Below are 20316 nucleotides of genomic sequence, written 5' to 3'. Positions count from 1 at the left end.
TTATCTTTTTACTAAATGTATTTAATTGATAATCAGTATTTTGTTTTGTTATGTGGAAGTTATCAACAATGAATTGTGGAAAACTTTGTGGAAAACCTTTTCTAGAGATAAATAAGCTGCGTCTTTAAAACCTTTCTTCCCAGACCTTCCAGAATATTTTTATACCTTTCAATCTGGAGTTCATTTTTTTCTGTCTGTTCACCGGTTTTAAAATCAACAATAATATAGCCTTCTTCTCCTTTCAGAATACGGTCTGGTCTGAAAATATGACTCTGTCCTCTCTCGGAGATCATAATATCTTTTTCATTGATCACTTCCCATTTTTCATCAAAGAATTCGGCATATTTCTGAATAATCTGAACCAGAGTTTCCTGAATCTCAGTTTTTTCCTCCCAGGTGATCTGCCCATCCAGAACATAGCTTTCCAGAACCTTGGCGGTATCTTTTTCCGTATTGATTTTTGATAACAATTCGTGGACGAAAAGCCCGATTCTTACCTTCTCATTCCGTACCTGATAGTTTTTGGAAGGCGTGGCAATTTTAATGGAAGACCTGTTTTCATTAATGTTCTTCAGGTTTTGAATATCCTTGGTTTTAAATAACGATGTTTTATCTTTAGAATGCTTTTTCAGCATCTCAGGACGCACTTCATACAGATCAAATTCATCAGCCTCTTCCTTATTTTTTTCGTTAAAGAATTCCAGCAGCTCCAGATTATTGGAGGTTTTATTCGCCTTTTGAAGATAGAAAAACAGCTGTTCTACAGGACGGGTGGTCGCGACATACTGAAGGCACAATCTGTCGATGAGGTTTTTATAGGAATTCTTTTTATTAAATGCCTCGATTTCTTCATCATAAACCTCAAGGTTTTTACTGAATTGATTGATATTAACCGATTTTAAAGCATCGTCATGATGGGTATCAAACCAGTTGGTGAACTCACTATCTCTGTTTTTATTCATCATTGGTATAAAAACAATAGGGAACTCCAGTCCTTTCGATTTGTGGATCGTCATGATCTGAACAGCATCGATGTTTTCTGAAGCCTGGATTGTGTAGCCGGACGCTTCCTCATCCCAGTATTTTAAAAATTCTTTCGTGCTGGCACCCGCATTCTGGGTGAAGTTGAAAAGCATTTCCAGAAAGTTCAGAAGGAAATCTGTTTCCTTGTTTTCTACAGCGAATTCATTGATATAATATTCCACAAAATTATACAGATTGAATCTTGGGAAATTTTCCTGTTTCAGTTGAAGCGAATATTTGTCCTGAACCAACTGAAGAATCTCCTCGTGGGTTTCCAGCTCAAGGATTGCTTTCATTTCCAGCGTAAAATCTTCCATGTGGATTCTGCCGAGTGTATTCAGATAATACATCATCATGATCAGGTTCGGTCTGTTTTTGGGATTGATTTCCCATCGTAGGAATTCGATGACCGCTTTCAAGGTATTCGAGAGTTCCAGGGTCAGACCTTTATCCGAAATCGTTTTGATATTTGTCTCTTCTCCGCGGTATTTCACCTTCAGATTTCCCAGCTTTTGAGAATAGCTGAAAATGTCAAAGTTGCCACGGCATAAAATCGTAATGTCGGAAAATTTAAAACCATTATCCAGGCTTTCCTGAATATCCTTCCTCATTTTTTCAGAAGTATCATGATAAAAATCGTCGTTGGTGAGATTTTCAATCAGACTTACTTTGACACGTCCTTCGATTTGTGATCTTGGGTTCTGTTCAGCATCTTCACCAAAAATATTCCGGTGCTCTTCCTCCAGATCCTGTGAATGATATCTGTACAGCTCATTATTGAACTGAACAATATTCTTTGCACTTCTCCAGTTGTCTTTCAAAACAAAAAGAGTAGCCTGTTTGGGAGAGAATTCCTTTTTATTAATGATATCCAGCATCAGTTTACTTTCCCCGCCGCGGAATCTGTAGATACTCTGTTTGGGATCACCTACCAGCGTAAAAGAGGTATTTTCTGAAGAAACACTATGGTCCCGGAGCGGAACAAAATTCTGCCACTGCAATTCCGAAGTATCCTGAAATTCATCAAAGAAATAATGCTGAAACTGTGAGCCTACCTTCTCGTAAATAAAAGCTGAGGGTTCATTTTTGAGATTTTCGTTGATCAGGATATTAAATTTTGAAAGCAGAACCAAATCGTTCTCTTCCTCAATTTTTTTTAATTCATCCTGAATATCTTTATTTACCTTTAACGGGAGAAGAGCGGATAAAATCTTTTCTTTCTTTTGGGTTTCAATATATAAAAGGATCAGCTGCATCCTGTTGTCAAGAAGCTGATCCAGGATTTCAAAAATTTCAGGTTCCTTACTTTTGGATTTTGATGAAGCACCCTTTCGGTAATTATTCACGACAGATTCTTCCTGCGTCGTAGGAAATGGAAAACCGGGTCTCTTCTGGGTATAAAAATCCTGAACCTTGGTGAAGAATCCTCCAATTCCGTTTTTACCCTGAGCAAAATCTTCGATTTCAATATTTCTCGATCTGAAAAGCTCAACAGACCTCGCAGCAATATCTGCAGACTGTTTTTTATTCTGTACGATTTCTTTTCTGAGCGTGTTTTTTATGTTCTCATAATTCGTGTCGTCAAAGCTTTTGTTACTTTTCAGATGTTCATAGTGAATATCTTTTACAAACTCCTTTGCAGAATCATAAAGGTTTTTATTCAGGTTAATTCTTTCATTATTTTCCAGGCTGTAATCCACATAATCCATGAATGAATTGGAGATGTTATCATTTTCACCGATCTGGTCAAGCATTTTATCTACCGCTTCGATCAGAAATGGTTCGGCATCAATTTCAAGATTGAAATTTTTAGCTAAACCAAGTTCATAGGAAAAACTTCTTACCAGCCTTGAATTGAATCGGTCAATCGTTCCGATATTCAGGGTGGAGTAATTGTGAAGAACATAGTCCAGTAGTTTTTTAGAACGCACGTGAAGTTCATCAATGGTGATTCTTAAACCATCTGCCTCAAATGCTTTCTGAATATTTTTCAGATCTCCGTTTTCTGCGAAATTATCTGCGGAAAAGTTTCCAAGCCACGACAGAATTCTTTCCTTCATCTCATTCGCCGCCTTATTGGTAAAAGTAAGGGCAAGAATATTCCTGATCGACTGCTGCTGATTCGGATATCGTAGACAGATCATCAGAAGCCTCTGGACAAGGGCATATGTTTTCCCCGAGCCCGCTGAAGCATTGATTACTGTATAAGAATTTTGCATTGCTGAATTTAGAATTGAGACTGCAAGTTAGCTAATTTTTAAGTGAAATTTTAACAATTCGGGGCGGCGATTTAACAGTTTGATCCGCAAAAATCAAAAAGAAATCCTAAAACGCGTTAACTGTGGTTAAACTTATCATTTACTTTAAAAATAATTTTAGATTTGCTTCATAAAAAACTGTCCGTGAAACTTAAACTACTCTTTTTTTTAACTTCCTTTTTTTTCATTCATCTCCATGCTCAGAATTATATTTTCGGAAAAGTAATTTCTGAAGACAATGCAGAAATCCAAGAGGTAACGGTAATTAATATCAGAACGGATGAAAGAGGAGTGACCAACCGCGACGGACACTTTATGGTTTCCGGAAGGGCAGGAGATGAGCTCAGGTTTGTAAAAGCGGGATACGAAAGGATTGTCAGAAAGGTTTCCAAAGAAAATATAGAATCTCCCCTTAATATTACTTTGGCAAGAGCGACCATATTAATTCCTGAAGTGGAAATCAAGCAGGGACTTACCGGTGATCTGAAAATTGATACAAAAAATCTTAACCGACCTAAAAAAGTGGATAAGCTGATCAAAGATATGGACAGATATATTGCTCAGAAATCAGATCCAAGGATTCTTGCGGCAAAACCCGGAGAATTTGTACAGCCAAAAGGACAAGGCTTTTTTATCGGGAAAGTGAAAAATAAATGGGACGATATTGATCTCATCAGTTATCTGCATGCAGCACTTGGTGATGATTATTTTACAAATTTAAAAATCGAAAAACCTCAGATCGAACATTTTATCAACTATGTTCTTGCAGGAGGTTTTGAGAGACAAAAAATTCTGAAATACGGCTTTTGCAGTGATGCTGATCTGAACAGGTTTCAAAGGTTTGTACTAACGAGAATTTCTTCTTACCGCGCTCCAAAAACTCAAAGATAAACGCAAATGAAAACGTATATTAAACAAAGTCTTTATACCATTCCGTTTTTTGTATCTGCAGAATTTTTTTCCCAGCAGCAGGTAACCGGAATTGTTACGGATAACGGTAAGTCCGATATCAATCCGGTTTTAGTCATTAATGTTTCCAACCAAAAGAGTACGCTGAGCGATGCTTCAGGACGGTTTATTATAGAAGCGTCGGAAAATGATGAAATCAGATTTGTAAAGGAAGGGTATTACCGTTTTGACAAGAAAATGATTAAAGAAGACTTCAATTCTCATTTAATGATCACTCTTGAAAAAAGAGAAATAGAGATTCCTGAAGTAAAAATAGCTTATAAGCCTACCGGAAATCTGGAGAAGGACAACAAACATCTTAATGAATCCCGAAAGATCGTTTCTTTAAGATCAGAACTGGATGAGTATATGAAAAGCCCATTAAATGAGGCTTTACCTGATAATACGGTTTCAAAAACTTTTAAACAGGATTATGGCGCAGGTCAGGTCAATCTTTTAGGTGTTTTGGATGCTGCTGTTGGTCTGTTCAAAAAAGCGACAGAACTTAAAATCACCAAAGCCAATTTTACAGAAACACAGGATTTTATTAAAAGAGTCAAGCAGGAAGCGGATTTAACGTTCCTTAAAAAGTATGGAATGGATGAGGAGCGCATAGACCAGTTTCTTCTCTATGCCAATGATACCCGTATGATGGCGAAAAAATACAGAAAAAACTTTAAGATCGATGTGGTGGAATATGAATTAAGAGTAGCTTTCGCAGAGTACAAGAAAACCCGTAAGTTGGATAATCTTTAATTGGTAATGAAGAATAGAAATGAATTTTATATGCGAAAATAGTAGTATTGCTCATTGGAAGAAAATTTCATTTCTTCTTATTTTTATGTTCAATACCGTCTTATCGCAGCAAACTGTAACGGGCCGTATCGTAGATGAAAGCGGTGAAAATTTAAGTGCTGTCATGATCATCAATATGTCTACCGATCAGAAAGTTTCTTCCGATTTCATGGGGATGTTTTCCATTCAGGCAGCTCCCAATGATGAGCTGAGATTTGTAAAAGCAGATTTCAGAAGAGTTTCTGCAAAAGTTCCTGCTGGCGGATTCAATTCTCAACTGTTGGTCACCTTAATTCCAATACCCACAGACGTTGGAGAAGTAAAAATTGTTAAAAAACCGACAGGTGATCTGGGAACCGATTCAAGGCTGGCTGCAAAAGTGGATAAAGGCGAAATTGTAGAACAGGCTGTAGGACTGCCACAACCTGTTGGGAAAATGAGGGAAAAACCTGCTGAAGTGAAAAAAGTCCTTCTGCCTATACTTTTAGGCTCACTGGATGTGCAGGGTGCCTATGATCTGATCAGTGGAAAAGCGAGGCGTCAGAAACGGCAATACAGGTATGATGATCTCCAGGAGCATATTCTGTGGGTGAGAAACAGAGTCGATAATGAATACTTTACCAGTGCAGGAATCCCGGAAGAGCGCATCTCAGAATTTATACAATATTCTTTTGAGGTTAAGCCTCAGGTAAGAACCTACGTGAAGGCAAAAAATCTTTCCGGAGTCTTACTCAGAATGGAAGAAACAATGCCTGTTTATCTCGAAAGATTAAAACAGCAGAAAAAGAAGCAATAATGTTAAAGAATTCTTAAAAATCGGAATAGAAATTGATGTATTGCTAGTACAGAATCAATCAGATCACATTTTTTATGAATAAAAATATTATTGCAGTAGCAGTCGGAGCTCTTGGATTTGTCCTTGGGCTTGGCTTTTTAGGGAATGCCATTAAAAACAGAAATAAATCTGAAAATACGATTTCCGTAACCGGATTGGGCACCAAACAGTTTACTTCCGATCTGATCACCTGGTCCGGAAGCTTTTCCAAAAATAACTCTGATTTGAAAGCAGCTTATGATGAGCTGGCTATAGACCGGAAGGTGATTAACGACTATCTGGTTTCAAAAGGAATCAAACAGACTGAGATTGTGTTTTCTTCCGTAGATATCCAAAAGCAGTTCAGAAGCTATAACGATTCTAACGGGAATTATGTTCAGGGCGAATTTTCCGGGTACAATCTTACCCAAAAGGTTTCTATTGAAAGTAAGGAAGTGGTAAAGATCGAAAACCTTTCCAGAAATATTACCGAAATTATCAACCGAGGTATTGAGTTCACTTCTTCAGCACCTTCTTATTTTTATACCAAATTGGCCACGGTAAAACAGGAAATGATTGCAGGAGCAACAAAAGATGCCAAAGAACGCGCTGAGAAAATTGCAGAAAATTCAGGAAGCAGCCTGGGAAGTCTCAAAAAAGCGACCATGGGAGTCATTCAGATTACGGAACCTAATTCCAATGAAGACTATTCTTATGGTGGAACATTCAATACTTCTTCCAAAGAAAAAGAAGCCAATATTACCATAAAACTGGAATATGAAGTCAATTAAAAACTAATCTTTGAAGTCTGTGAAATCAGTAGAAATCATATTCTCCCAAAGATTAAAGATAAGCAAATCGCTTGTTTGAGATTGGCAGATCAAAAAAATAAACCGCGGGAAATCTTCCGGCGGTTTCTATATTTTAATGATACACAATATCATAAATTTCTTCTTTGACACTCTTGAGATCTTCAGGAGTATAATTGGCCAGCAGCCACAGATCTAAAGATTTTTTTCCTTCACCATAACTTGGCTGAACATATATTTCGTCAATCAGCGTGAATCCGTTTTTCAGATAGAAAGAATAACGTCTTTTGGCATCATCGCCCAAATGATCAGGTTCTATTTCCAGAATAATTCTCGGATAATTCTCAAACAGATATCGTGTAATATGTGATCCAAGTTTCTGGCTTCTGAATGCTTCAAAAACTTCAAAATGCTCTACAAAAACATAAGAACTCAACTCCCAGATGATCAGGTAGCCAATGGTCTGAGATTCATGTAATACGGATATAACCTTCACATGAGGGTTTGAAAATAGTGCGGTAAATTGATTCCAGTCCCGTTGCTCATCTGCGGGGAAAGTGCTGGAATAAGACTTATAGATTTGCTGTACTCTAAAGTCTTCGGCAGAATTAATCGGTAAAAATTCCATAATTATAAATCAAAAACACTGGGTCTTCTTGTAATGAAAATATCTTTGATCCAGAGCGTGAAGGCGAGGCCCAGATAGATTAAAAAGAAGAAACCGGCTGTTGCAAAAGTAGAATAGATAAAGAAGATCCTTAATTTAGATACAGGGATCCCCAGTTTAGCTCCTGTTCTCGTAAGAACACCGAACCATTCTCTTTCCATTTTGTGGCGGATATTATCAAACATTTGAAGATTCTTTTAAAAGTTTAAATCCAATACCGCAATTTAAGCAATTTTTTTCTTCACACGAGGTTTTGTAGTGATAAATCAGGCTCTGACTTTCCAATGCATTTTTTACGTTTAAACCCATTTTTTTCCAACCGTAAATAATAGCATTTTTTTCAGAAGCAGCATTTCTGTAAAATTCCAGAATCTCACCTGTGATTTCCTCACTTTGATATCTGTGGTAAGTATACTTCAGAGGAAGAACTGTATTCAGAATGACCAGTTCAATAAAATCCTTACTTAATGTCTTAGGCTGAAATTTTGAAACAGTTCCGAAATTAAAGTGAAAATCCCAATAATCCGAGGCTTTAACAGGGGCAAAAACTTCATACAATTCTTCTATATTATCAGCTTTAATCATTTTTGAAAATAAATTCTGATGTCTGAAATAAAGATCCGCCAGCTGGGATAGACGAACCGTAGGGAAGTTAGGAGGACGAAGTCTCAGAAACTTTGGACGGAATTTCAGATCCGGAATGCTGAACTTTTTTCTTAAAAAATCAAATTCTCTTTTCCAGACCACCATTTGACTGTCTTTCGGGTTTTCCAGCCATCCAGAAATACCAAAAAGAAGTGCTTCCAGCTGTGATTCATTCTGACGGATTCTGTTGATGACTCTGAAATCTACAGATTCTGCAATAAGCCGGAAGATCTGTGCATTGACTTTTAATCCGAAAGAGTAGGCGAGACTGTGAAAAAGAACGGCCTCAAAATCATTCTTGTAGAGTTCTAGGCTTTTTTCGAATTCCTGAGACTTTTCATCCAGTTTCTTAATGACATTAGATTCATGAAAATTAACGGGTATGGTATCAGGCGAAAAAATATTTTCACAGGCAATGAATTGCGTTCCGTTGATTAATTTTTCATATTTCCACAGGATATTTTGGTCAATATGATCTCTCAACTCCAGAGTAGGAACATTTTTATGGTTGAGAACATCGATGTCTGCATCATTTTGATAGACGACATGCAGAATGATGTTTTGATAATTGGGATCCTGGGAATGGTTATGGAAAATCCAGTCGGAGGTACGAATGTGCAGTTCAATATTTCCGGCAATGACAAGACCTTTAGTTTTAATTTTTGCCTCAAGAAAATCAGGTCCTGCGTTCGTATTCCATTTTCCGAAGTTAAGGATTTCAATAGCGTTGCCTTCAATATCCCTGAAGTCAAAATGTTTGAAAACTTTGTAGTTCCAAAGATATTGAAGCAATTTTTCTGTCATAAGTGTAATGATAAATATAATAGAAATTTTATACTTTCATCAGCTTCATCAGTAGATTTTCCAGCTCCGTACTAAACAATTTTATATACATAGAAACATAGTTTATACAATAGAAATTTACGTTCTGTTCTTTCACTTTTGTAGTTGTTTTGACTAAAAATATAAAATGCCCTCCAGCAATATGTGGAAGGCATTAAAATAACTATGTTCTCCGGCAAAGTAGATTTGCTGAAGAATATTCGTTAAGCTTTTGTCAGCTGCTTATTAAAATTTTCTATCGTTGTTCTGTACATTTCTTCGTAGATAGGAAGAATGTTTTTTAAGTCGAATTTGATAGCCTGTTCTTTCGCGTTCTTTTTCATCGTAGCTAAAAGTTCTTCATTGCTCAATAGTTTAATCGTATAGTTACTCATTGCTTCTACATTTCCGATCTCAGCCAAGAATCCTGTTTCTCCCTGAATATTTACCTCAGGAATTCCACCGGCATTGGAGCTGATCACAGGAGTGTAAGCCGCCATAGCTTCCAGAGCTGCAAGACCGAAACTTTCCTGTTCGGAAGGAAGTAAAAACACATCAGAAAGCTGTAAGATTTTATACAGATCATTCACTTTTCCTAGCAGACGGATCTTGGAGATAAGTTCCGGATTTTCTTCCAGAAACTGATTCACCTTTTCCATATCTGGTCCTTCACCGATGATAATCAGTTTCGATTTTACTTTTTTCTCTACACTTTTAAAGATCTGCAGCACTTCATTGACACGTTTTACAGGACGAAGATTGGATACGTGGATCAGAATTTTCTCGTCCGGATTAGCAAACTGTGTTCTCTGGCATTCCGAGCAGTCATCAAATTCAGAATTATCAATAAAATTGGTAATCACCTGGATTTCCTTTTTAATATTGAAAAACTGAAGGGTATCTTTTTTCAAACTTTCAGAAACTGAGGTGATCGCATCAGACTGGTTGATTGAAAATTCTACAGCATGTTTGTAACTTGGATGCTGCCCCACAAGGGTAATATCCGTTCCGTGAAGGGTTGTTACCAATGGGACGTCATTATTATCCTCCTTCAGCATTTGTTTAGCGGTAAACGCGGCGTATGCATATGGGATGGCGTAATGAGCGTGTAGCAAATCGAGCTTGTAAAGGTTCACCACACGATAGATCATAGAGCTTAATGCAATATCATAAGGCTGATACTGGAAAAGCGGATAGGTCTGTACATTGACTCTGTGAAAGAAAATATTCGGATTGGTGATGTCCAGTCTTGCAGGGAGTGCAGAACTTATAAAATGAACCTCATAGCCTTTGTTGGCCAGAGACATTCCCAGCTCTGTTGCTACGATTCCGCTTCCTCCGTATGTTGGATAGCAAAGTATGCCTATTTTCATTAGATTATTGTTGTTTTGATGTTGTAAAAACTGTTGTGTTCACATGGGAAGCAGAAGCCGGAACTTTATCCATTCCCATTCCTGCTTTCAGCTGGTCATTGACCAGGACGGGCAGTCTGCCCCCTATTTTTGTCTTTCCGTTCAGTGCATCAGCGGTAGCGGTCATTGAGTCATCATTATTTTCATAAGATACAAGAACCGTGGATATTTTTGAAATATCAATGTCTTTCAATGCATAAGCACTCCCGAAAATATTTAAAATTACGTTTTGGTTTTTGGTAAGATCAGCAATGATTTTCTTAGATTCTGCCGAAATTTTATAAGGTTTGTAGGCCGTTGAATTATCTTTATGAACTCCTGCAATGACGGTTGAGCCTGAAGGGATTGTATTGATCTCGTTTGCTTTTTTGATGATAACATCAGATCCCAATTGGTTGGCGAAAGTCTGATAAGGAGCTTCTTCCAGGGGAACATAATAGACCTGTTTTCCAGTAATAGGAAGCAGATTTTTTTCATCTTTCAGTAAAGTCAGAGCATTGGCATATAGATTCTGCACCAATATTTTGTGTGAATCATTATTAATATCACGATTAATATTTTCAGGATTTTTCGGGCTGTATTGATCAAGACCAAGGTAGTATTTGGTCAATAAAATTTTCTTTACACTTTCTTCAACTCTTGATTGAGAAATTTCCCCATTTTCAATGCCTTTCTGTATTAATTTTTTTCCTTCCGAAACACCTTGAGAGAAAAGCATGATATCATTTCCTGCTTTAAATGCAAGGGCATCCAGTTCACCCGGTTTATATTTATTGGCTACAGCTCCCATGTTTAAAGCATCAGTGATAATCAAGCCTTTATATCCTAATTGATCTTTTAGTACACCTGTAACAATATTTTTAGAAACTGATGCGGGAATTCCTTTTCCGGATTCCAGACTGGGTACATAAAGATGGGCAACCATAACACCACCGATTCCTTTATCCATTAAAGCTTTAAATGGAGCTAGCTCAACCGTATTTAGTCTTTCTAAACTATGGGAAACGACGGGCAGATCCAGATGTGAGTCTGTACTTGTATCACCATGTCCTGGGAAATGTTTGATAGCAGCAAGAATTGTGTTGTCCTGAAGTCCGTTAGAATAGGACAGAGCGGAACTGATCACATTATCCACTTCAGAACCAAAACTTCTGTTTCCGATGATTGGATTGTTGGGGTTGGTATTGACGTCAACAACCGGTGCGAAATCCCAGTTAATTCCCATCCTGTGGCAATCTTCGGCAATTTTCGCAGACATCTGATAAATAAGATTCTTATCCTGTATAGCACCAAGAGTCATTGCCCAGGGGAATTTATGCGCTGTAGCAATTCTTTGAAACAGTCCCCATTCTGCGTCCATCCCGATCAACATCGGAACTTTTGACTTCTGCTGGAACTCATTAACCAGATTAATTTCTCTGGCTGCATCGTCCTGCATTAAAATCAGTCCTCCGATTTTATCTTTAAGAACAATATTTCTGATCTGATTAATATAATCTTCACCTTTATTTGTGTAAAGCGCCACAATAAACAACTGACCTAGTTTTTCATCCTGAGAAAGTGATCTGTAGGTTTTATCTACCCAGTGATGCGCCTTTTTCAAATCTTCTCTGGAAATGTTTTTAGGCTGGTATTGAGCTTTGGCTGTAAAGCTTATTAATGAAAAAATAAAGAGGGAAGTATATAGCAATTTCTTCATGATCTTTTGAATAAGAACAAAAATACAATTAAAAAAATGATGAAAACAAAGTTTTTGCAACTTTTGGTATATGATTTGAATACGCTTTATAAATAATAACTAAACATTTCTAAAAATGAAAAAAATTCTTCTATTTTTATTTCTGGGAGCTGTAGGTTTTACCGCTTACAGTTGTGATAATAATGATGATACAGTAGATTATGATACAATTGCTCAAATGAAAGATATTACAGGTACCTTTTCAAATTCTGGTAACTATACTATTTCTCAAGGGCTTGGTATACCAAGTACATATGTTGTATTAGTATACAGGTTGGTTGGAGGCAATGCCTGGCAGCAGATCCCCAAATCTGTTTATTTGCCGGACGTAAGTGGTAAACCGACCAACAGAGTTTTTGATTATAATTTTCTTTTCAATTCTCAAAATGTGGAGATCAGAATTGATGATGAGAATTTTAATTTAGCATCAGATCTTACATCTGGCGAAATTACAAGTTACTTAAATAACCAAACATTTAGAATCGTACTTGTTCCTGCTAATACTACAGGTGTTGGAGGTAGCAATAAAAAAGCAAGTGTAGATACAAGTGATTATAATGCAGTAGTTAAATATTACAATCTTGATGAATCTAAAGTACAGGTATTAAAGTAAATAATTAAGAATATCTTTTCAGTTTTTTATAATTAAAAAAAGCTCCGGGAGAAATCCCGGAGCTTTTGAATTTATTTTCGTCAGAATATGATAAAAGAGTTAATTTAGAAGCTTAGAAAAATACTAATAGTAATTCATTATAGAGCCATGATAAAAAGCCATTATTTAAAATTGTTAATCATCACTCCCTTGCTTTTTTTATCTTCATGCAGTGAGATCGAAGACAATCTTGATCGTAAAAGAGAGCAGGAAAACTACGTCTCTCCTTACATGGGAAAATGGACAGGTACCTACACAGGAGAAATAAGTGGAACTTTAATTCTGAATGTTTCTAAAAACGGAAGTATTGAGGTGACAAGGATTGTCGATTCTAATGTGGAGGAAGTATATTACGCTAACCTTCAAAGTGTAGGAAGTGCTGCTATAAGTCCTTCTACCTCTCCAAAAGGTTTTGTTCTAACCGGAAGTCTGGAAACCAAGTCCGGTACATGGAAACAGAAGTACTGGAGTGGAAGCTGGTCCGTGAAAAAGCTGCCTACTCCTTTATAACCAGACATTAATAGTAAGATAAAAAGCTCCAGAATTTCTTCCGGAGCTTTTATGTTTTATCTAATTGTCATTATCATCTAATAAATGACCAAAGAAATCTTTTTTTGTCTTTAAATATCCCTTACTCATCTCATTGGCAGGAATCTGTAAAGGAATCCTTGAGTTGAGGTGAATATTGCTTTCTATAACGTATTTTACCTTTTCAGGATTATTCGTAAGAAGATTAATATCTTTTACATCCAACAGGTTCAGAATATCAATAGCAACACCGAATTTTCTGTCATCAGCAGGAAGTCCGAGTTCAAGATTTGCCTGTACGGTATCAAGACCTTTTTCCTGTAATGAATAAGCTTTCAGTTTATTGATGATTCCTATATTTCTACCTTCCTGACGAAGATAAACAATAATGCCTCCGTGTTCCTGAGTATATTTCATTGCGGCATCCAATTGCTGGCCACATTCACATTTTTTTGAATGGAAAACTTCTCCGGTAATGCATTCTGAATGGAAACGTACGTTCACCGGTTTTGAGAAATCTGTATTTTCTGCTACGATGGCCATATGCGGCATCCAGTCGTTTTCGTTTTCGGAGAAAGCGATCATTCGGAAAGAGCCGTGTTCTGTAGGAACATTGGCTTCTGCCTGAATTTTAATCATTAATAATGGTTCGTTTTTAATTTCCTTTTAAAGAATCTTCGATGACAGAAATATTGGTTTTTAGACGTACCAGATATCTGTTTAAAACTTCATCATCATCTTTTTCGAGTTGCTGTCTGAGTTTTTGAATTTTCTTATATGATTTTTCGAAGCTTTTAACGGCTCTGTTTTTTCCCGCCAAGTTGTTGGCATCAATGGCATATAAATAATTCTGAAGGCTATATTTCAAGCTTGTTATTTCGTCATTCAAACTGTTGTTCTTGAACTTTGGAAAAGTAGAAATCAGATTTGAAATTTCAGAAGCATTTACATTTTCTTTGATATTGATATCAAAGCTTTTCTTCGCCCCTCTGTTGGAATCAGAACCTTTAGTCTCGCTATAAAAATTATTGGACAACGGCGAAAGATTAAGCTTTTCCGTTGCACAGGAAGTTATAATTAGTAGTACTCCAAAAAAAAATAGTTTTCTCATTTCTGTTGCCCCTTTTGATAAAGGATCGGGTTAAGACTATCATCGTTATACATTTTCATTTGTTTGTATACTTTCATCTTAACATTACCGGATTCAATATCAGTAAGCAACTGATTTATAGAGGTTGATAGGTCTTCTTTCTGATTCAGCAGTACATCCAGTTTTGCCTGGCAGTTGGCACGGTGCTCTTCAGAAGCGGATTCTCTATTGGCCTCTAATGACATATGATAAACCTTTAACGCAAGAATTGATAATCTGTCTACTGCCCAAGCGGGCGTTTCAGTATTGATTTTTGCATCAGGTTTAGGAGTTATATTTTCAAACTTTGTAAGGAACCAACTGTCGATAAATTCTACCAGATCTGTTCTTTTCTGGTTGGATGCATCAATTGTTCTCTTCAATTGAAGAGCTTCAGCCGGATCAATATTTTCATCTCTAATAATATCTTCTAAATGCCATTGAACGGTATCAATCCAGTTCTTTGCATACAAAATCCGTTCCAAACTGTCTTTTTCGAACGGGTTATTAATTAGAGCGTTAACGTCATCGAACACGTGATAGTCTTCAATAGATTGATTGAAGACTTTCCATGCAGTCTCAGTGAAATTCATTAATTCTAAAGAAATTTTTAGTTGCTGGGTGTATTATTACTGTTGTTGGTAGAAGAGGTTTTGTTTTCAGAACCTGGTTTGTCTTCTTCCTTCACCGCATCTTTAAATTCTTTGATTCCTGAACCAACTCCTCTCATTAGTTCCGGAATTTTCTTTCCTCCAAAAAGCAATACCAAAAGGATCGCTACGATAAGGATGTGTTGCCAAGATAAGGCTAATATTGTTAGTGTATTCATCTCTTAAGATTTTTACAAAGTTAAAGCTTTTTTTAATACGAAATCCATCCTAATGGATCAACTGGTGTATTTCCGTTCCATACTTGGAAATCAAGGGTATAAGATCCATCAAAATCCTGGGCTACGGTCCCTACAGGAGTACCTGAAGAAACCTGTTGTCCTTTGGATACACTTACGCTTCCTAAGTTAGAATAGATGGTAAAATAACTTCCGTGTTTCACCATAACGGTTTTTGTTCCGTCACTGTTGGCCAATACAGAAGAGACTGATCCAGGAAATACAGATTTTGCACGCGTACCGGAAGGTACAGCAATTTTAATACCTGTATTTTCCTCAACAATATTTTTGAAAACCGGATGCGGCTGTCTTCCAAATCGATGGGTTACCTGGCCTGCTCTGTCTGCAGGATATCCAAGTTTTCCTCTGCTGTCTGCAAAACTGCTGCCGGTGGTAGTGGTAACTCCATAGCTGGTCATAGCTTTTGTTTCAGCAGCTTTTTTCTCTTCTTCTTTTTTCTTATTCAGGGCTGCTTCTGCTGCTCTGGCGGCAACAAGTTTGTCAGTAGCTTCTTTTGCTTTTATGTTAGCTTCGTCAGATGCTTTTTTTGCAGCAACTCTTCGGGCCTCGTCTTTTGCGCTGGCTTCAGCTCTTGCTGCTTCTTCATTACGTTTTCTTTCTTCTTCAGCTCTTTTTGCTGCGAAATCAGCTGCTTTTTTAGCTTCGATTTCTGCCAGTTTTCTTTCTCTTTCCAATGCTTCAGATCTTGCTTTTGCTTCCGCTTCAATTCTGGCTTTCTCTCTCTCTGCAATGAGTTTAGCCATACGGATTTTTTCAGCTTCTGCTTTTCTTCTTGCTTCTTCCTCCGCTTTTGCTATTCTGATTTCTTCCGCGATAATGGCTCTGATCTGTCCCTCCAAAGCTTTAGACTGAACCTGTTTTTGCTTAAGCTCTGCTGTAAGCTTAGATTCATTTTTCTTGAAATCTGCTAATAACTGTTCTTTCTGTGCTCTTTCTGCATTAATAGTTGCAAGATCTTTTTGCTGGTTAACCAGAAGACTTTCTTTCTCTCTTGCAGAACTTTGCTTTTGTGCGATTGATTTTTTAATTTGAGCGGCAGCATTACTGATTTCCGCAGCTTTTTTATCCTGATAGTCTGCATATTGCTTCAGATACTGTACTCTTCTTATAGCTTCCCCCAAATTTTTGGAGGAAAGAATGAAGGTTACTTTATTCTGTACCCCTTTGTTTTTATACGCATTGACTAAAACTTCAGCATAATTTTTTCTAAGAACTGCGAGTTCTTTGTTCTGGCGGTTGATTTCCAGCTGACGCAGATAGATCTCATCCTCAATAAATCTTTTTTCTTTCTGAGTGTTGGTGTATACCTTTTCTCGTAAAGAAAGTTTTTTATTGACGTTGGTAAGATAGGCGACTGAAAGTTTGGATTCAGTTCTGGTTTTAGCCAGATCTGTATTTATCTGAACAATTTGTTTTTTAAGATCGGCATTCTGTTTTTGAAGCTGTTCCTTGTTCTGCTGTCCCTGATGCAGGCCGAACAGTAGAATACCTATTAAAAAGCTAAATTTTTTAATCATTTAATCTCAATTTTCTTATAACTGGATGGTACAGAATAAGCTGTTTCCATCCTCGAAAAGTCAAATTTCGTGTTTTCCAGTAAAATCTGACTAGATTTTGAGCCTTTTATAATTATTTTAACATTTTTCGGAAGGCGGATTCCATTGTATTCATTCCAGTTGCTGTAAGAGATTTCAAGTTCATCAGTAGATAATACATCCTTTAAATTCACACTGAGCAAATCATAATTGGTATCATAGTTAAGAACAATTTTATACTCTCTTGTTTTCTCATCGGTGACAATTTTCTGGTTGGTATTGGAAACCATCTTAAAACCCTGTGCATTTTGAGTCAGGGTAAACTGAGAATCACTGATCTTCACAAAAGTTCTTCCCATCAATATTTTCTCCAGTGCTTTGTAATCGATGAAGTTGACATTCAGCAGTCTGTTCAGATAATCAAAATCTGAATCTATATAGGTTTTGCTTGTTTTGTCCTGTCCTTTGATTCCTTCAGGAGTAGCAATTCCTTTGGCAACACCAATAAAAAATGCCTGAAGATTCATCCACACTTTTTTATCATTTTCAATGTAGATCGTAGCATCAAGGGTTGGGATAAAGCTTCCTGTTTCTACATTCACTTTACTGTTGATTTTAACCTGATCAAATTTAAGTGGAACTACTACGTGTTCATAAAAGGAAAATTTATCTCTTACAGGTTCATTAGCATCTTTGGGATTTCTGTTGTCTTGTTCTACGACTGTGCTGTCTTGTGTGTTGCCATTATTGTTTTTGGCAGCATTTCTCGTTTTACACGATGACAGGGTAAGAAATATAAGAAGTATCGGGATCCAGTTTTTCATGTATTTATCTTTCAATTAAAAAAAATACGCTGCAATATTAAAGCCAAACCACACAAAAAATGTTGTGTGGTTGGGTTGTATCTTGTTTTGTATTAAATATTTCTGTAGTTATTTAGATAAAAAATCTAAAACTGAGTAGTCACCTAAAGAGATCTCTCTGGAAACGCCAAAGTACTGTGCGGAATTTCCGATCATGGAGTTGGAAAGATTTCCGTGATTGATTCTTGTATTTTCCTGAATCAATGAATGTTCAATATTGGAATTAACAATAATGGTATTGTTTCCCAGTGAAACGCCCGGACCTACTTTTGAATTGGAAACTATCACGTTTTCACCGATAAAGCATGGCTGTATGATTAATGAATTTTCAATAACTGCAGAGGCAGGATACTTAAGCATTTCTTCTCTTTCGTATTCAAGAATTTTGCTGTTGGTTTCTACGGTAGCATTTTTGTTTCCGCAATCCATCCAGTCATTTACTTTGCCCAAAGAAAATTTTGCTCCTTTAGCTCTAAGATTTTCCAGTGCAGTTGTTAATTGATATTCGTTGCCGTTTTTTATATTATTGTCCATAATATAGTTGATCTCTTCCATCAGTTTTTCAGCACTGTTGAAATAATAAATACCAATGATGGCAAGGTCTGAAACGAAGGTTTGAGGTTTTTCAACGAAATCGGTAATAAAACCATAGTTGTCTAATTTTACCACTCCGAAAGCGGAAGGATCTTCTACACTTTTTACCCAGATCACCCCGTCTGAATTTTTATCCAGCTGGAAATCTGCTCGGAACAGGGTGTCTGCAAAAGCAATCACCACATCTCCCTGCATAGAGTCTTCGGCACATTTAATTGCGTGGGCTGTTCCCAGCGGATCAGTCTGGTAGTATATGCTGCCTTTTGCTCCCAGTTTTTCGGCTATCTGAAGTAGAGATTTTTCAATCTCCAGTCCAAAATCTCCAATGATAAATGCTACTTCTTCAATTTCTTCACCTGCTACTTTAGCAATATCTTCTACCAGTCTCTGGACGATAGGTTTTCCTGCGATCGGAATAAGAGGTTTTGGAACAGTCAGGGTATGTGGACGTAATCTGGAACCGCGTCCAGCCATAGGAACAATTATTTTCATAGACTATATGACAATGTTTTTATTTGTTAGTTTTTATTTTGATTGTGCTAAAGGTAATAATTTAAATCATTGCTGATCGTAATATTTATCATCTTTATAAACAGATGTTTTTTTTAAAAAGAATTCATTAGTATCAAATTAGAGGCCATATTAAGACTTCTTCAGTATTTTGGAAACAATAGTTTTTTCTTTATAAACTACAAGGGCAATAAAAAGAAGCAGGAATAGATTTCCTATAATATAATTGGTTCTGAAAAAATAAAAAGATACCAGAGAAAATGTAATGGTAAAGACCAGATAGAGCGCAATTTTTCTTGTATTATAGTGAATTGGATATTGCTTTTGCCCCCAAATATAGGAAATAACCATCATAGACATAAAGGTAATCAGTGCTGCCATAGCACTTGCCCAATACCCGTATTCCGGGATAAAGAAGAAGTTAATGAAAACGGTAATACATGCACCTATAACCGAAATATATAAACCAACTCTGGTCTGATCAGATAATTTATACCAAATAGAAAGATTAAGATAGATTCCTAAAAATAAAGCTCCGAGCATCACAAACGGGATAATTTCAATACCTTCATAATAAAGTGGATTACTAAGATATTTTTCCGAGATCCACTGAAGGTTCACCATTAGCCCCATGTAAATAATGCAACTGCATATCACAAAGACATCCATCAGTACGGCGTAGGTTTTATGGGCATCTTTATTCTTGAAACTTGAAAAGAAATAGGGTTCGATACCCAGCTGGTATGCCTGTCGGAAAACCGTAATAAAAGTCGCGATTTTATACACTGCTCCATACACTCCAATTTGGTGGCGTGCTTCGTCAGGCGGAAGAAGATATTTCAGAAACTGTCTGTCAAGAGTCTGGTTGACGATTCCTGCGAGCCCTGCGATCATTACCGGCCATGAATAATTCATGATTCTTTTCCATAATTTAAAATCAAATTTGGATATACTAAAGCTTAAAAATTCTTTTCCAACAATCAGTAATGTAATGATACTCTGTACCAAATTGGCAATAAATACATAGCCTACACCCAATTGGGGATCATATTTCAAACCGAAGATTCCTTCCGGATGTTTTGGCAGCCACTGGATAAAAAATATAACCAATAGAAAGTAAACCACAGATCCGGCTACTTTGGAAAACATATACTTGAAAGCTTTGCCCTGCAGCCTTAATATAGCTGAAGGAATTGTAGAAAAAGCATCCAGAGAAAGTATGAATAAAAATATGATGAGATAATTAACTTGGTCTGGAGTTTCAAAAGCTACCGCAAGTTCATTACGGAAGACATATCCTAAGCCAAGATACATCAGAGCAATGCTGATAATACTTACCGAGCATGTTGAAATCAATGTTTTTTTATCAATACTTTCTTCCTGAGCAAACCGGAAAAAAGAGGTTTCCATACCATGGGTAAGGAGAACTGTAATCACCCCGGCGATAGAATACCAGTCTACAAAGGGTGATGAAGCCGCAGGCCCGAAAGCCTTTGTCACGATAGGTGCAATGATGAACGGGAAAATACGGACTAATACTGAACTAAGCCCATAAACGGCGGTCTGACCGAATAACTTCTTATACAAACTCGAAAATTTTATGCAAATGTAAATATTTAGAAATTGATTTATAATCGGCAGGCAAAAAATTCATTCATAAACCTTAA

Annotated in this window: 20 protein-coding genes; 6 read left to right on the top strand and 14 right to left on the bottom strand. The window is 36.8% G+C overall.

Translation table 11 applies throughout. The annotated features are described in order from the left end of the window. Window positions 1–101 precede the first annotated feature (101 nt). The gene (locus tag EG346_RS03430) at window positions 102–3257 is read right to left on the bottom strand and encodes a UvrD-helicase domain-containing protein (protein ID WP_394343278.1); all 3156 of its coding nucleotides are present in this window, start codon (window positions 3255–3257) and stop codon (window positions 102–104) included. Between the two features lie 168 nt (window positions 3258–3425). Between EG346_RS03430 and EG346_RS03425 the strand changes: the two genes are divergently transcribed. From EG346_RS03425 to EG346_RS03410, 4 genes are all read left to right on the top strand, one after another. After that, a complete protein-coding gene (locus EG346_RS03425) occupies window positions 3426–4172 on the top strand; it encodes a carboxypeptidase-like regulatory domain-containing protein (protein ID WP_123877000.1) in 747 nt (248 codons plus the stop codon). A gap of 6 nt (window positions 4173–4178) precedes the next feature. Continuing rightward, complete coding sequence (locus tag EG346_RS03420) at window positions 4179–4985, top strand: hypothetical protein (RefSeq protein WP_123876999.1); 807 nt, start codon at window positions 4179–4181, stop codon at window positions 4983–4985. 19 nt (window positions 4986–5004) lie between these two features. Further along, the gene (locus tag EG346_RS03415; RefSeq protein WP_123876998.1) at window positions 5005–5820 is read left to right on the top strand and encodes a carboxypeptidase regulatory-like domain-containing protein; all 816 of its coding nucleotides are present in this window, start codon (window positions 5005–5007) and stop codon (window positions 5818–5820) included. A 74-nt stretch (window positions 5821–5894) separates the two neighbouring features. Then, window positions 5895–6629, top strand: a complete 735-nt coding sequence (locus tag EG346_RS03410) for an SIMPL domain-containing protein (RefSeq protein ID WP_123876997.1) — start codon at window positions 5895–5897, stop codon at window positions 6627–6629. Between the two features lie 133 nt (window positions 6630–6762). Here EG346_RS03410 and EG346_RS03405 read toward each other — a convergent pair whose 3' ends face one another. The 5 genes from EG346_RS03405 to EG346_RS03385 all read right to left on the bottom strand — a co-directional run bounded on the left by EG346_RS03405 (window position 6763) and on the right by EG346_RS03385 (window position 11892). Beyond that, window positions 6763–7275 carry a GNAT family N-acetyltransferase gene (locus tag EG346_RS03405; RefSeq protein WP_123876996.1) on the bottom strand — a complete coding sequence of 171 codons (513 nt, stop codon included), beginning with the start codon at window positions 7273–7275 and terminating at the stop codon, window positions 6763–6765. A 2-nt stretch (window positions 7276–7277) separates the two neighbouring features. Continuing rightward, on the bottom strand, window positions 7278–7499 hold the full coding sequence (locus EG346_RS03400) for a PspC family transcriptional regulator (RefSeq protein WP_034725857.1): 222 nt from the start codon (window positions 7497–7499) through the stop codon (window positions 7278–7280). Further along, complete coding sequence (locus tag EG346_RS03395) at window positions 7492–8763, bottom strand: DUF2851 family protein (protein WP_123876995.1); 1272 nt, start codon at window positions 8761–8763, stop codon at window positions 7492–7494. The genes EG346_RS03400 and EG346_RS03395 overlap by 8 nt, the downstream gene beginning before the upstream one ends. A 242-nt stretch (window positions 8764–9005) precedes the next feature. Beyond that, window positions 9006–10154: an N-acetyl-alpha-D-glucosaminyl L-malate synthase BshA gene (bshA, locus tag EG346_RS03390; protein ID WP_123876994.1), complete on the bottom strand. Its 1149-nt coding sequence runs from the start codon at window positions 10152–10154 to the stop codon at window positions 9006–9008. Between the two features lie 4 nt (window positions 10155–10158). After that, a complete protein-coding gene (locus EG346_RS03385; protein ID WP_123876993.1) occupies window positions 10159–11892 on the bottom strand; it encodes a glycoside hydrolase family 3 protein in 1734 nt (577 codons plus the stop codon). Between the two features lie 115 nt (window positions 11893–12007). Here EG346_RS03385 and EG346_RS03380 point away from each other — a divergent pair, with 115 nt between their 5' ends. Together EG346_RS03380 and EG346_RS03375 are read left to right on the top strand one after the other, a co-directional pair. Next, window positions 12008–12544: a hypothetical protein gene (locus tag EG346_RS03380; RefSeq protein WP_123876992.1), complete on the top strand. Its 537-nt coding sequence runs from the start codon at window positions 12008–12010 to the stop codon at window positions 12542–12544. 147 nt (window positions 12545–12691) lie between these two features. Further along, complete coding sequence (locus EG346_RS03375) at window positions 12692–13093, top strand: hypothetical protein (protein ID WP_123876991.1); 402 nt, start codon at window positions 12692–12694, stop codon at window positions 13091–13093. Window positions 13094–13153: 60 nt separating this feature from the next. Here the strand turns inward: EG346_RS03375 and ribA are convergent, their stop codons facing one another. From ribA to EG346_RS03335, 8 genes are all read right to left on the bottom strand, one after another. Further along, window positions 13154–13750, bottom strand: a complete 597-nt coding sequence (gene ribA, locus EG346_RS03370; RefSeq protein WP_123876990.1) for a GTP cyclohydrolase II — start codon at window positions 13748–13750, stop codon at window positions 13154–13156. A 16-nt stretch (window positions 13751–13766) separates the two neighbouring features. Beyond that, on the bottom strand, window positions 13767–14222 hold the full coding sequence (locus EG346_RS03365; protein WP_123876989.1) for a hypothetical protein: 456 nt from the start codon (window positions 14220–14222) through the stop codon (window positions 13767–13769). Continuing rightward, complete coding sequence (locus EG346_RS03360) at window positions 14219–14833, bottom strand: DUF4254 domain-containing protein (RefSeq protein WP_073335490.1); 615 nt, start codon at window positions 14831–14833, stop codon at window positions 14219–14221. Before EG346_RS03360 ends, EG346_RS03365 begins: the two co-directional genes overlap by 4 nt. 17 nt (window positions 14834–14850) lie before the next feature. Further along, the gene (locus tag EG346_RS03355; RefSeq protein WP_073335491.1) at window positions 14851–15069 is read right to left on the bottom strand and encodes a Sec-independent protein translocase subunit TatA; all 219 of its coding nucleotides are present in this window, start codon (window positions 15067–15069) and stop codon (window positions 14851–14853) included. A gap of 32 nt (window positions 15070–15101) precedes the next feature. Next, window positions 15102–16664: a peptidoglycan DD-metalloendopeptidase family protein gene (locus EG346_RS03350; RefSeq protein ID WP_123876988.1), complete on the bottom strand. Its 1563-nt coding sequence runs from the start codon at window positions 16662–16664 to the stop codon at window positions 15102–15104. Next, entirely contained in the window at window positions 16661–17506 is an 846-nt protein-coding gene (locus tag EG346_RS03345) for a lipoprotein insertase outer membrane protein LolB1 (RefSeq protein ID WP_073335493.1), read from the bottom strand. Before EG346_RS03345 ends, EG346_RS03350 begins: the two co-directional genes overlap by 4 nt. Before the next feature lie 108 nt (window positions 17507–17614). Then, window positions 17615–18631, bottom strand: a complete 1017-nt coding sequence (locus EG346_RS03340; RefSeq protein ID WP_123876987.1) for a sugar phosphate nucleotidyltransferase — start codon at window positions 18629–18631, stop codon at window positions 17615–17617. A 150-nt stretch (window positions 18632–18781) separates the two neighbouring features. Then, window positions 18782–20236 (bottom strand): lipopolysaccharide biosynthesis protein, encoded by a 1455-nt coding sequence (locus EG346_RS03335; RefSeq protein ID WP_123876986.1) that lies wholly within the window; start codon window positions 20234–20236, stop codon window positions 18782–18784. Window positions 20237–20316: the final 80 nt, after the last annotated feature.

It is taken from the genome of Chryseobacterium carnipullorum (assembly GCF_003815695.1).
Lineage (GTDB): Bacteria > Bacteroidota > Bacteroidia > Flavobacteriales > Weeksellaceae > Chryseobacterium > Chryseobacterium carnipullorum.
Note: the sequence above shows the minus strand (reverse complement) of the source record. Positions and strands in the feature narration are given on the sequence as shown.

Coding starts and splice junctions, on each gene's coding strand:
- EG346_RS03420 (WP_123876999.1), top strand. CDS start 4,179: ATGAAAACGTATATTAAACAAAGTCTTTATACCATTCCGTTTTTTGTA.
- EG346_RS03415 (WP_123876998.1), top strand. CDS start 5,005: ATGAATTTTATATGCGAAAATAGTAGTATTGCTCATTGGAAGAAAATT.
- EG346_RS03410 (WP_123876997.1), top strand. CDS start 5,895: ATGAATAAAAATATTATTGCAGTAGCAGTCGGAGCTCTTGGATTTGTC.
- EG346_RS03405 (WP_123876996.1), bottom strand. CDS start 7,275: ATGGAATTTTTACCGATTAATTCTGCCGAAGACTTTAGAGTACAGCAA.
- EG346_RS03400 (WP_034725857.1), bottom strand. CDS start 7,499: ATGTTTGATAATATCCGCCACAAAATGGAAAGAGAATGGTTCGGTGTT.
- EG346_RS03395 (WP_123876995.1), bottom strand. CDS start 8,763: ATGACAGAAAAATTGCTTCAATATCTTTGGAACTACAAAGTTTTCAAA.
- bshA (WP_123876994.1), bottom strand. CDS start 10,154: ATGAAAATAGGCATACTTTGCTATCCAACATACGGAGGAAGCGGAATC.
- EG346_RS03385 (WP_123876993.1), bottom strand. CDS start 11,892: ATGAAGAAATTGCTATATACTTCCCTCTTTATTTTTTCATTAATAAGC.
- EG346_RS03380 (WP_123876992.1), top strand. CDS start 12,008: ATGAAAAAAATTCTTCTATTTTTATTTCTGGGAGCTGTAGGTTTTACC.
- EG346_RS03375 (WP_123876991.1), top strand. CDS start 12,692: ATGATAAAAAGCCATTATTTAAAATTGTTAATCATCACTCCCTTGCTT.
- ribA (WP_123876990.1), bottom strand. CDS start 13,750: ATGATTAAAATTCAGGCAGAAGCCAATGTTCCTACAGAACACGGCTCT.
- EG346_RS03365 (WP_123876989.1), bottom strand. CDS start 14,222: ATGAGAAAACTATTTTTTTTTGGAGTACTACTAATTATAACTTCCTGT.
- EG346_RS03360 (WP_073335490.1), bottom strand. CDS start 14,833: ATGAATTTCACTGAGACTGCATGGAAAGTCTTCAATCAATCTATTGAA.
- EG346_RS03355 (WP_073335491.1), bottom strand. CDS start 15,069: ATGAATACACTAACAATATTAGCCTTATCTTGGCAACACATCCTTATC.
- EG346_RS03350 (WP_123876988.1), bottom strand. CDS start 16,664: ATGATTAAAAAATTTAGCTTTTTAATAGGTATTCTACTGTTCGGCCTG.
- EG346_RS03345 (WP_073335493.1), bottom strand. CDS start 17,506: ATGAAAAACTGGATCCCGATACTTCTTATATTTCTTACCCTGTCATCG.
- EG346_RS03340 (WP_123876987.1), bottom strand. CDS start 18,631: ATGAAAATAATTGTTCCTATGGCTGGACGCGGTTCCAGATTACGTCCA.